This is a genomic window from Bifidobacterium ruminantium DSM 6489, assembly GCF_000770925.1.
Lineage (GTDB): Bacteria > Actinomycetota > Actinomycetes > Actinomycetales > Bifidobacteriaceae > Bifidobacterium > Bifidobacterium ruminantium.
Window position 1 is genome coordinate 41,477 of record NZ_JDTK01000007.1, and the last position, 11,760, is coordinate 53,236.

11 protein-coding genes are annotated in these 11,760 nt (G+C 50.9%); all 11 read left to right on the plus strand.

Annotated elements, in window-relative coordinates; translation table 11 throughout:
- Nucleotides 1-89: 89 nt before the first annotated feature.
- The 11 genes from OU26_RS04425 to OU26_RS04460 all read left to right on the plus strand — a co-directional run bounded on the left by OU26_RS04425 (nucleotide 90) and on the right by OU26_RS04460 (nucleotide 11,592).
- Nucleotides 90-1,433, plus strand: a complete 1,344-nt coding sequence (locus OU26_RS04425; RefSeq protein ID WP_026645716.1) for an alpha/beta fold hydrolase — start codon at nucleotides 90-92, stop codon at nucleotides 1,431-1,433.
- A gap of 59 nt (nucleotides 1,434-1,492) precedes the next feature.
- On the plus strand, nucleotides 1,493-2,293 hold the full coding sequence (proC, locus tag OU26_RS04430; protein ID WP_026645717.1) for a pyrroline-5-carboxylate reductase: 801 nt from the start codon (nucleotides 1,493-1,495) through the stop codon (nucleotides 2,291-2,293).
- Between the two features lie 17 nt (nucleotides 2,294-2,310).
- Nucleotides 2,311-3,408, plus strand: a complete 1,098-nt coding sequence (gene ychF, locus OU26_RS04435) for a redox-regulated ATPase YchF (RefSeq protein WP_026645718.1) — start codon at nucleotides 2,311-2,313, stop codon at nucleotides 3,406-3,408.
- A gap of 198 nt (nucleotides 3,409-3,606) precedes the next feature.
- Nucleotides 3,607-4,182, plus strand: coding sequence for a ParA family protein (locus tag OU26_RS04440; protein ID WP_026645719.1), 576 nt, complete (start codon nucleotides 3,607-3,609; stop codon nucleotides 4,180-4,182).
- Complete coding sequence (locus tag OU26_RS10045; RefSeq protein ID WP_152571315.1) at nucleotides 4,179-4,376, plus strand: hypothetical protein; 198 nt, start codon at nucleotides 4,179-4,181, stop codon at nucleotides 4,374-4,376. Before OU26_RS04440 ends, OU26_RS10045 begins: the two co-directional genes overlap by 4 nt.
- Before the next feature lie 320 nt (nucleotides 4,377-4,696).
- Complete coding sequence (locus OU26_RS04445; RefSeq protein WP_033498910.1) at nucleotides 4,697-7,024, plus strand: DNA methyltransferase; 2,328 nt, start codon at nucleotides 4,697-4,699, stop codon at nucleotides 7,022-7,024.
- 99 nt (nucleotides 7,025-7,123) lie between these two features.
- Entirely contained in the window at nucleotides 7,124-8,014 is an 891-nt protein-coding gene (locus OU26_RS09850; protein WP_160257597.1) for a DNA adenine methylase, read from the plus strand.
- A gap of 18 nt (nucleotides 8,015-8,032) precedes the next feature.
- The gene (locus OU26_RS09855) at nucleotides 8,033-8,782 is read left to right on the plus strand and encodes a hypothetical protein (protein WP_202805817.1); all 750 of its coding nucleotides are present in this window, start codon (nucleotides 8,033-8,035) and stop codon (nucleotides 8,780-8,782) included.
- Nucleotides 8,783-8,900: 118 nt separating this feature from the next.
- Nucleotides 8,901-9,911: a hypothetical protein gene (locus tag OU26_RS04450; RefSeq protein WP_026645721.1), complete on the plus strand. Its 1,011-nt coding sequence runs from the start codon at nucleotides 8,901-8,903 to the stop codon at nucleotides 9,909-9,911.
- A gap of 118 nt (nucleotides 9,912-10,029) precedes the next feature.
- Nucleotides 10,030-10,593 (plus strand): hypothetical protein, encoded by a 564-nt coding sequence (locus OU26_RS04455; RefSeq protein WP_026645722.1) that lies wholly within the window; start codon nucleotides 10,030-10,032, stop codon nucleotides 10,591-10,593.
- A gap of 12 nt (nucleotides 10,594-10,605) precedes the next feature.
- Nucleotides 10,606-11,592 carry a hypothetical protein gene (locus OU26_RS04460; RefSeq protein WP_152571316.1) on the plus strand — a complete coding sequence of 329 codons (987 nt, stop codon included), beginning with the start codon at nucleotides 10,606-10,608 and terminating at the stop codon, nucleotides 11,590-11,592.
- Nucleotides 11,593-11,760 lie beyond the last annotated feature (168 nt).

Consider the following 11,760-nt stretch of genomic DNA (forward strand, 5'->3'; position numbering starts at 1 on the left):
GTTGTCTCCGCATGTGGGTGGGATGGAAGCCATCAAGAAGTCACTACCCGCATTGAACATGCCGATGACGCCAAAGGGAAGGTGAATGCATGACGTTGCTGAGCGAATACTACGTGCCCGGATTGCATATTGAGGATCGTTCCATCAAGGTGCCGTTGGATTGGACGGGCCACGAGCCCGGTCATGGGTTCGATGGCGAATCAATCAGCCTGTTCTACCGTGTGGTCACCGCTCCCGAACATGTGCATGATGATCTTCCGCTGCTCGTGTTCCTGCAGGGTGGTCCCGGTGGTTCCGGCCCCCGTCCGCTCGGTCCAAGTTCCGATGGTTGGATTGAGGAGGCCATCAAGCATTTCCGTGTGGTGTTGCCGGATCAACGTGGTACTGGGCGTTCGTCTCGTGTCGATACGCATGTGATTGAGGGCATGGATGGCGGCGGCAAGGCCGGTGCCGCGTTTTTGAAGCGCTTCCTCGCCGATTCGATCGTTCGTGATTTCGAGCATCTGCGTCGTACCGAATTCGGGGGCGCACGTTGGGCCACGCTTGGTCAAAGCTATGGCGGATTCCTGACGCTGACGTATCTTTCGCTGTTCCCGCAAGGGGTTATCGCCAGTTTCACCACGGGCGGCATTCCTCATGTTCCCGCCGATGCGACCGACGTGTACCGTCATACGTTCCCGCGCATGGCGGCAAAGACGAAGCAGTTCTACGAGCGTTACCCGATCGATGTCGAACGTGCCGCGGCCGTCGCCGACATTCTGCAGTCGCGCAAGGTCGCATTGCCGAACGGCGATCCGCTCACGGTGGAACGCTTCCAATGCTTGGGATCCGATTTCGGCATGAAGCCAAGTTTCGAACGCGTGCATTGGATTCTTGACCAGGCATTCCTCGACGGCGACGGTTCGGCCTCGACCTCGGCGGAACTGTCTGACGAATTCCTGTCTTCCGTGATGGATGCGACCTCGTCTCGCCCGCTGTACTGGCCGTTGCAGGAGTTCATCTACGCCAACGGCGAGCTGGAAACGCCGATTTGCTGGGCCGCCCAGCGCGTGCGCGGCGAGCATCCGGAATTCGCGGGTGACATCCGTCCGCTTAATTTCACCGGCGAGGCCATGTTCCCGTGGATGTTCGAGCAGGAACGTGCGTTGCGTCCGTTCAAACCAGCCATGGACGTGCTTATGGAAGACACGCATTTCGGCACGATCTACGATGCCGACCAGTTGGCGCGCAATGAGGTTCCGCTGCAGGCTGCCGTCTATTTCGACGACATGTACGTAGATTCTGGATTGCAGCTCGACACGCTGTCCCGCGTCGGTCGTTCACATTATTGGACCACCAACGAATTCGAGCATGACGGCGTGCATGGTTCCGTGGTCTTCAAACGCCTGTTCAACGAAGCACTGAACAGGGGAGATCTGGAAGAACTGTTCTGACACAGACAATCCATCCATATATCGATATCAAATAGAACCGGGAACAACAAGGAGAAACCATGTCCAACCCAACCATCGGATTCATCGGATACGGCAACATGGCACAGGCCATTGCCGAAGGACTTGTCGCGGCAGGTGCAATCGACGGTACTGACATCGTGGCGTGCGCCGCGCATTACGACAAACTGGAGAAAACCACGGCGAAGGTTGGTGCCACACCGCTGCGCACCGCTGCCGAAGTCGCAGACGCGGCCGACGTTGTCATCATCGCCATCAAACCGTACCAGATCGAAAGCGTCATCAAACCAATCGCCGGCGCGCTCGCCAACGAAAGCACATTCGTCGTATCCATTGCGGCAGGCTGGGATCTCGCCAAATACCGTGAACTGTTCGGCGCCGATTTCGGCGCGATGCACATCCAGTGCACCATTCCGAACACGCCGATGGCCGTCGGCAAAGGCGTGCTCGTCACGGAAACCGACAACACGCTGACCGCCGGACAAACGGAGGTGTTCGAGCGGTTGTTCTCGTCGATCAGCCTCATCGAACGCGTCGATTCCGCGCATATGGGTATCGGCATGTGCATTGCCGGCTGTGCTCCTGCCTTCACCGACATGTACATCGAGGCGCTTGGCGATGCTGGCGTGAAGTATGGTTTGCAACGCGCCACCGCCTACCGTCTGGCGGCGAAGATGGTGGAGGGCGTGGGTGCTCTGTATCTGGCGAACGAAACCCATCCCGGTGCGATGAAGGATGCCGTCTGCTCGCCGGGAGGCACCACCATCAAGGGTGTGGCCTCATTGGAGGAGAGCGCGTTCCGCGGTGCCGTGATCAAAGCCGTCGACGCCATCGAAGCCTGATACTAAGCTAAGGAATCATGTCTCTTACTATTGGAATCGTCGGATTGCCGAACGTCGGCAAGTCCACTATGTTCAACGCATTGACCCGCAACAACGTGCTGGCGGAAAACTATCCATTCGCCACCATCGAACCGAACACCGGCATCGTGCCGTTGCCGGACAAGCGCCTGCCGGTGCTCGCCAAGCTGGTTCACACCGAGAAGATCGTGCCGGCAACCGTCACCTTCGTGGACATCGCAGGCATCGTCAAGGGCGCCTCCGAAGGCGAAGGCCTAGGCAACAAGTTCCTCGCCAACATCCGTGAGGCCGATGCGATCTGCGAGGTCGTGCGCGCCTTCGAAGACGACGACATCGTCCACGTCAACGGCAAGGTCGATCCGGCCGACGACATCGACACCATCAACACCGAGCTCATCCTCGCCGACCTGCAGACCATCGAAAACGCGCTGCCGAAGCTGGAGAAGGATCTGCGCGGCAAGAAGATCGAGCCGGCCTACATGGACGCCGTCAAGCAGGCCAAGGAGATCCTCGAAGCCGGTGAGACCATCGACAAGGCCGCCCGCGAAGGCCGCTTCGATAAGGACTCCGTCTACGACCTGCACCTGATGAGCGCCAAGCCGTTCATCTACGTGTTCAACGTGGACGATTCCGAGCTGCAGAACCAGGAGCTCAAGGACAAGCTCGCCGCCTCCGTGGCTCCGGCTCCGGCCATCTTCCTCAACGCGCAATTCGAGGCCGACCTGACCGAACTCGACGAGGACGACGCGCGCGAAATGCTCGCCGACGCCGGTCTTGAGGAATCCGGTCTCGACCAGCTGGCACGCGTCGGCTACGACACCCTCGGCCTGTCCACCTTCCTCACCGCAGGCGAGAAGGAAGTGCGCGCATGGCAGATCCACAAGGGCTACACCGCCCCGCAGGCCGCCGGCGTGATCCACACTGACTTCGAAAAGGGCTTCATCAAGGCCGACATCGTCTCCTATGACGATTTCGTGGCTGCCGACGGCTCCATGACGAAGATCAAGGAGGAAGGCAAGCTCCGCCAGGAAGGCCGCGACTACGTCATGCAGGACGGTGACATCGTCGAATTCAAATTCAATGTAAGCAAACACTGATGGCAGTAGGTGTTAGTCGTGGCACAAAATGCTCGCGACACGCCGTGATTGTGCCATAGTATGTGGTCGAAAAATAGTGAACATTTGGGATGCCGGTGGAGGTGACTTCACCGGCATCCCTATCTCTAAATTGTCAGCTTGCATTCATGCTGACCTCGAGCTATGGTCACGTCACCTCTTGAAAGGATGGTGGTGTGATTGCGTATCGCGATTGCGAATAGGAAGGGTGGCTGCGCGAAAACAACCTCGGCTGTGTATCTGTGCATGGCGGCGTGGATGCGTGGTATCCCTGTGAGATTGTATGACGCTGACCCGCAGGGTTCCGCGACTCTTTGGTATGACCTTGCATCGGATGATAAGCCATTGCCGTTCGATGTGATTCCGGCGAATGTCCGCTCGGTGTCCCGGATTCCTGATGATTGCCTCTCGGTTATTGACTGCCCGGCTGATGGGTTGGCGTTGAATGCGGCGCTGTCAGTCGCGGACATGATTATCGTTCCTTCATCGGATAGTCCTCTGGATGTTCAGCAGACGTATGAAACCATGAAGTCGTTGAATCCATCGGCTGTGTCCCGTGTTTTGTTGACTCGGTGTGAGCGTAATACTGTGTCGTTCCGGTTGACGGTTGACTCATTGGATGATGCTGGTGTGCCTCGGTTCAGTGATGCTGTGTGGAAGCGTCAGGCGATTAAGAACGCGTTCGGCATGCGTCCGCCGAAACTGTATGAGTATGGTTCTGTATTCTCTGACTTGTTGGTGGGTGGTAAAAAATGAATGTTCGTGATAGTGTTTTCCGTCCGGTTGAGCGTCGCTCGGTATCCCAGTTAAATGATGTCGTTGATGGTGATGTGATGTTGTCAGTTCGCGTGCCCGCTGACTGGAAACGTGATGTGAAATCGTATGCGGCTGCTCATAATGTCTCATTGCAGTCACTGGTTATTGATGCGGTATCACAGTATCTGCGTTAAATCAAATGTCGGTGTGTCTTAATGATTCCAAGGGTTCCGGGCATGAGTGCGCATGTTCAAAAATGTGCTGATTTGACAGGTGTACATGCGTTGTGTTACTATGTTCACTGTCAGCGATGACGGATACACGTACAGTTCAATTCAACCACAGTTCTATCCGCGACACGCCGATAATTCGGGATGAACATAGCGAACACTAATAACCCCGTCGATGGTGCAACCGCCCGGCTGCATCGGGTCATGAATCTGTGTTCAACGGAGGAAGTTCCTTCGCGTGTATATGGAAGTCGCTCTTCCAGAAATGAGGCATTAGTATGCCTATGAATAATGAAATCATCCGTCCTGACTATGTTGAGAACTATCTGACTCTCATTAATTGGATGATGAAAAATCATCGTGATACCTCTCATCTGTTGGTTCATGATGACACTGTTAACCGGAACATTGATGAGTTGCCGCATGCCGTCGCTGCCGACATGCTTGCGAAAAATGTGAATCCGGTTGAACTTGCTGGCTATGTTGAAACCGGCGAATCTGACTCGAAGCGCCGTGAGAACGGCATTCACTTCACCCCTGCTGAAATCGTGCATCGCATGATTGACCCGATGCTGATTAAGTATCAGGCGCGTCTGGCTGATGCGAAACTTGTTCGGGATAAAACTAAGCGTGAATCCGCGCTGCGTGCATTCATTGATGACATTGCGCGCACTCGGATTATGGATCCGGCGTGCGGCGCTGGGAACATTCTTGTTGAAACTTATGAGTGCCTGCGTGCATTGGAAATCGATGCGCTGGTATCCCTGCGAGCATTGAATGCTGATTATGATTACACGGCGGTTCGCGTGCTGGTGTCATCGTTCTATGGCATTGAAATCAATGAGAACATTGCGCGTGCCGCTGATGCCTCCCTGTATGTCGCTTGCATTCTGATGGCACATGTACAGTCTGATGCGCTTCAGGTTACCTGCTCTGAAACTATGAATCCGTCTCATGCGGTGATTGTGATTGCGGACGCACTGGATACCGATTGGAATGAGATTCTGCCTGCGTCGGATGATGTGATGATATATATGAACCCTCCTTTCATCGGCTCACAGCGGATGAAAAGGACGATGCCGGATATGCGGGCGAAAGTTATTAATGCCGCTGTCAAGTGTGGTGCGAGTGAGTCAGGTGCTCGGCGGGTGGATGCGGCGGCTGGCTGGCTGTATAAGTCCGCGTTGTATCTTCGTGATTGCAAGCATGCATCGTTCGCTGCTATTACCGCCCCGAATGTATCCGCTGGCTTGCAGGAAAAATCCGTGTTCCCCGTCATTGAATCTCTCGGTTGGACATGTAATCTTTCATGGTCATCATTCCATTGGAAGTCCGCGTCAAGCGATGCGGCTACTAATGTAATCATCACTGGATTCACGATGGATGCCTCTGCGGATAAGTTCGCATTTGACTCGGATGCAGTGTCTCTGAACATCACTGTTCCCGGTATTCCGTCTGGTTCACATGTGTCTCTGATTGATGTCAGTGGTGCCATACAGCCCGTGGATACAGTATCTTATAAGGGTCGCACTGGTAATACATATTCGGTGCCGGAAGCCCGTCGTGAGCTGTTGTCCCCTGAATTGAATCCGCTGTTCATGCATGAGAAGGCAGGATTGAAGAATCGTCTGGTTATTCCGAAAAACGCACCGGTGAATCGTGGCTGGTTGTATCCGTGGTATTCCGATTCTGTCGGAAAATGTGGTGGTCGTTATGCGGTGTCCGATCCGAGTGGATTGATGGCGGCTGTGAGTTCATCGCATGCACTGCGTCTATGGCATCTGGAAACAGGTACCCGTGCGCAAGGCGACAATGTGAACATGACTGTATGGAAAACGTGGAATACATTCCCGCTGCGTGCATTGTCGGATGATGAGCGTCAGGGTCTGATTGATGCATGGAATCATGCTCTGTCGGTTCGTGAATCTCATATGAGTGAGTTCAAACGCTGGTCTGACATGTATAACCCGGATAAGATGCCTGCTGACCTGCGTGATGCTTATGAGTCATTGGATGCGGTGATGAATACCATCATCACTGGTAAGCAGGTTGTTCCTGATGATGAGTTGCTTGCCGCTCTGCATGGTGAATACACCCGGTTGACTGCAAGTACACATGTTGACAAGCATGAGGTTAAGTGTGTTGACAAGCATGCTGATGAGCCGGTTATTGAATCCGTGCAGGTTCCTGTTGATGATGTCGCTGTCCCTCATGTCGATGAGCATGTGATTGATGATGTGGTGTCCGATGATGACATTGTTCAGTTGATTCTGGATGGCGTTGACCCGGATGAGATTGTTCGCCGGAAGGTTGCGGCTCGTCAGCGTGAGATTGATGATATGGCGCGTGCCCGGATTACGGCTGCGCGTGTGAAGGCGGCTCGGTTGCGTGAGCGGATTGATGCGGCTGTGGATGCGGCTGTGAATGCGCGTGTGGCGGAACTGTCTACATCTGTTGACATGCCTGCATCCGATGGCGTTGATGGTGTGTGTAATATGAATCGTGATTGTGGCTCTGATTCTCATGGAACCGAATGTAAGGATTATCCGTGTCGGACTCGGCGTAAGCATAATCGGAATCGTCGCCGTTCGCGTGGTCGCCGTAATCGCTGATTCTGTGTATGCATGATTGCATGCTGACTATCTGATTGGAGCCGTCATCAGTGACGGTGGCGGCTCCCTGTATAATCAATGTCTGTTGATGGGAGGCATATGAGGTTATCGGTTCCGAATTTGGTTCAGTATCAGGGGTCAAAGCGTAAGTTGGCTCCTGCTATCTTGTCTTATATGCCTGCGATTGATGGAATGCTAATTGAACCGTTCTGTGGGATGGCGTCTATTACATTGGCTGCTGCGCAGAATAATCGTGCTTCATTCTATTGGTTGAATGATGTGAATCAAGATGTGGTGAATGTATTAAATGCCGCAATTAATAATCCTGATTCATTGGCTTCTGATTATGAGCGTATATGGTTGGAGCAGTTTGATTATGCTGATGGTCATGTTCAGCATTATTATGCTATGCGCGATGAATGCAATGCAGGTAATGACAATCCTGCTGTGTTCTTATATTTGATGGCGCGTTGTGTGAAGGGTGCTGTTAGGTATGGGCCAAATGGTTTGAATCAGTCGCCGGATAAGCGTCGTCATGGCACGAAACCGAGCTTGATGTGTTCTAATATTGGAACTGTGAGTGCGCTCTTAAAGGGGCGTTCGCGTGTGTCCTCATTGGATTATAAGGATGTGCTGGCGGAATGTGGTGTTGGTGACCTTGTGTATATGGATCCGCCTTATCAGGGAACAAGTGGCACGAGGGATTCTCGTTATGTGTCTGGTGTTGCGGTTGATGAATTAGAGTCAGAGTTATTCTCATTGGATTCACGCGGTATTCGATATATTCTGTCTTATGATGGCGTTTGTGGTGTTAAGTCATATGGGCGTGAGTTATCTTCTGATTTGAAGTGTCATAAGTATCTGCTTGACGCAGGTCGTTCAACGCAGTCCACATTGCTTGGTAGGGATGATAGGACATTGGAAGCATTGTATGTAAGTGATGACATTGTTCCTATGTGTCCTAATAGTGAGTTGCCTTTGATGGATTGATGGCAGTACACTATTTTAGTGACTGTATCTTGTAATGCGCATCCGGGAACTGACTATCGTGGTGTTCCGCTGCCTGATGACTATGTTCGTAAGTTGGAATCTGTTAAGGCGCGGCGTCCTCGGCGTGTGATTGATGAGCTGCTGCGTGTTGGTAGTGTTTCATCTGAGCGCTTGCAGGAAATGGGTTATGAGCATGCGCCGCGTGCTGTTCGTGATGTTCGTGAACTTGGGTTCGCATTGAAAACATTCCGAGTTAATGGTAGAAGTGGTCGCAAGATTGCATTATATGCATTTGATAATCCTGATAATGCTGTGAATAAGTTATCGAAGGCTCTTGGTAGAACTGCGTTATCTGATGAATTACGTAATCGATTGATTTCAGCGTATGGTGCTCATTGCTTCCTGACACTGGTTGAGGTTGATACGTCTGACTTGCAGGTGGATCATCGTGTGCCTTATGAGATTGGCGGTGAACCGGATCACGATGACTTATCGCAGTTCATGTTGTTAACTGGTTCTGCGAATCGTCGTAAGTCGTGGGCATGTGAGCATTGTTCTAATTGGAAGCGTAAAGATCCTAATTATTGTCGTTCTTGCTTCTATGCTTATCCGGAGAATTATACTCATGTTGCGGATCGTGATGAGCGTATATTGATGATTGTGTTCAGTAATGATGATGTATCTGCGTATGACCGTATGAAAGCAGTATTAGGTGAGCGTGCATCGGATTATTGGAAAAATGTGATTATTCGTCAATATTCTCGTTGACATGTGTACATGTATTCATGTATGAGTGCCTGTTCGGTTGATTCCGGGCAGGCATTCTGTGTATGTATGACGGATAGATATATTGCATATATGTATTCAAACCGATTGGAGGCGAGTGATGGCGAGTTATCATCCGTATGACGGTAAGGAAATGAATAAGCATGGGTTGATGGTTCCGTGTGCGTCTGACCCGTGCAAGATACATGGTGATAGTGATGTGCAGGCGGATAATCCTGTGCAGGCACAGAAAATATATAATGCTCGGCTGCGTGCGATTGCGAAAGCACAGGATGAGAATGAGCGCCGTGTGGATAATGTATGCAATGAAATCAGCATGAGTATTGCGCGTGATGTTGATGTTTCGGATGCGGCTGGTATCGTGCGTAAGAAAATGAACTCATTGCTTGCAGATGCGCAGGTATCTGATGGTGAAACGGATGCTCGGACTCGGAATGTGTTGATGGATGCTGTCAGGTTCGATGATGATGTTCCGCGTGGTTCGCGTTCTGATTACATTGCAAGCCATGTTAACAATGTTCTCATGAGGCATAGGGTTGAGCTGGCGGATGATTTCAATTACGTGGGTGTGGTTGATTCCATTAAGCGGAACGCATTGAATCCGAATCGTGAATTGCGTGATTACTCGTATCCGGAGGATTCTGACCGCTGGATTGTGAGTGATGATGCGGAGGTGAATCCGAATGCAGGCATGAAGCCAGTGAAAGCGAATGCTGTTATTCATTCTCCGACTGGTGATTTCGGCGTGGTTCCGACTCGCACACCGTCTGGCAATCTCACATTATGCGGTATGAGTGATGATGGGACGCTGGATGATGATGTCAATGTGGACATTGATGACATTAATAATCGTGGGGAAATACTGAATAGGGATAATTCTATGTGGGGCTTGTCTAAGCCATTGACGCCGCGTGAGAACTCAGTGTATGTCCGTGATTATGAGCATTCCGGTATTCGTTTCGATAAAGATGTCGCGAAAGTGACTGGTTCATACACGCTGCATACGCCATTCGGAGTGCAGCGGTTCTACCGGCTGACATTCACTGAGGACATGGAATCATTGGCAACACAGAATGCCGGATTCAGTGGTGATGCGGATGTGCTGAAATAAATAATCCTTGCCTTGTATGGTGGAAAAATATTGCCTGTTCGGTGAAATCACTGGACAGGCATTCTTATTTGTATGCAGATATTCCGGTCATGAGAACAACGATTGATTGGAGTACATTATGTTCGAACTGACTGGAACTGTAAGTGTGTTATTCAGTGTGCTGTTATCCGCAACTATCGGCTGGCAGGCGGCACAAGGCATATTCCCGTTCGGCTTAAAGGGAACCGGCTGGGATAAGGGAAAGAAAGTGCGTGCGCTATCAAAAGAATCTAATCTGGATCTGGGTGCAAGTGCAGCCATGAACTGCATGACTATCATCTGGAACATCTACATCATCATCAGTATCTGGTATGACCTCGGTAGATTCCGTCTGACTGCAATCCTGTATATAACACTTGTCATCATCGCATTCCTGCTCGGATGGCATCATAAGGCATTAATTGAAATCATCAAGAGGCAGCGCGCGGAAAAGAAAGCGGCTGCGAAACAGGCGAAAGCGAATCCACATGCGGCATCCGCGTCAAAACTGTTGAAGGATGATGACCGCATTGCTGATAGAACTATCGCGGCTGGTGAACGCAATGAATCAAGTGATGACTCATTCTTCAATGCGGATGGCTCACTGAACATGAATGCGGATGATGCCAGTGATGACATTGCATTCAGTTCACTTGCGAAATAAGGGAGGTGCGTAATGGCAGTTATTAATGGTGGTGATTCACAATTGAATGCAGGGAATACAGTGAATGCATCATCAGGTGATTCATCATTGCAGGGCGTTCGCGTGAGTGATGGCTGGAAGAATGATGTTCAGCACTATCGCCAGTCGCGGTATTCGTCTCCGTTATCTTATGGCGATGGTTACGATGATTATGCGAATGATTATCGTTCCGCGACTATCACTCAGGATGATGAGGTTGACCCTGATGGCATGGTGTATCGCGTGTATGACCCGTCAACCGGGCGGACTGTGGAGTTCGGTAATGAGTTCAATGCGATGCGCTATCAAAAGGAACTGAATGATAAATTAGCGAAACAGCATGAGGCGGAACAGAAACAGAAAGCGGAAGAACGTGAAAAGCTGCGCTTAAAGCGCATGGCTGAAAAAGATGCTGAAATCATGTTCAATAAGAACGCAACAGCGGATGATGTATTCGGACTGGCTGCGCCGATACTTGCATTGCTATTATTCGTGCTGTCATTCGGTTCCATCGCGCTGAATAGTGATTATAATAGCGCGTTCACGCCGTCCGCGAATCCGAATGTTGTCAAACCGGTTGTAGATACCACGCCGAAGCTGTATCTGGATGGTAATCAGGTGATGACAATTGAAAACAATAATCTCATGTTGAATGGGAAATCAGTATTATCCGGTGTTGAAAACTGCCTCGGTTATGCGACTGGTAAATGTTCAAGGTATGAGTATGATTCCGGTTCTTATAGTGTGCCATGCAGTAACACTCATACTGATAAGGATGGAAATGAGTATACAACATCAAGCGATAGTTGCACATTCTATCATGATAAGGCATATGTTGTCATCGGCGGCGGAAAATCATGGCTGGTTGATTCGCGTGGGAATATTCGTGAATTCACGGCTGGTATCACGCGATGTAAACCGAATCCGGGTGCTGGTGATGGCTGTATGCATGACGGCAATGGGAACGTAATATTCGAATAATCAAATCTAATGTGAGCCATGCTGAACACATGCTGTCAGCATGGCTTCATTGTATTCAAGAGTGCGTTGCTGTTCGGTTCTGTCAATGATGCTGAATCGTTGAAATGATGCGGATTATCAGACCTTGATAGATAGTAAGTGAGTTACCAACTTATACCTTGATAGATA

Bases quoted from the DNA above. Each gene is read 5' to 3' on its own strand.
- OU26_RS04425 (WP_026645716.1), top strand. From the start codon at position 90: ATGACGTTGCTGAGCGAATACTACGTGCCCGGATTGCATATTGAGGAT.
- proC (WP_026645717.1), top strand. From the start codon at position 1,493: ATGTCCAACCCAACCATCGGATTCATCGGATACGGCAACATGGCACAG.
- ychF (WP_026645718.1), top strand. From the start codon at position 2,311: ATGTCTCTTACTATTGGAATCGTCGGATTGCCGAACGTCGGCAAGTCC.
- OU26_RS10045 (WP_152571315.1), top strand. From the start codon at position 4,179: ATGAATGTTCGTGATAGTGTTTTCCGTCCGGTTGAGCGTCGCTCGGTA.
- OU26_RS04445 (WP_033498910.1), top strand. From the start codon at position 4,697: ATGAATAATGAAATCATCCGTCCTGACTATGTTGAGAACTATCTGACT.
- OU26_RS09850 (WP_160257597.1), top strand. From the start codon at position 7,124: ATGAGGTTATCGGTTCCGAATTTGGTTCAGTATCAGGGGTCAAAGCGT.
- OU26_RS04450 (WP_026645721.1), top strand. From the start codon at position 8,901: ATGGCGAGTTATCATCCGTATGACGGTAAGGAAATGAATAAGCATGGG.
- OU26_RS04455 (WP_026645722.1), top strand. From the start codon at position 10,030: ATGTTCGAACTGACTGGAACTGTAAGTGTGTTATTCAGTGTGCTGTTA.
- OU26_RS04460 (WP_152571316.1), top strand. From the start codon at position 10,606: ATGGCAGTTATTAATGGTGGTGATTCACAATTGAATGCAGGGAATACA.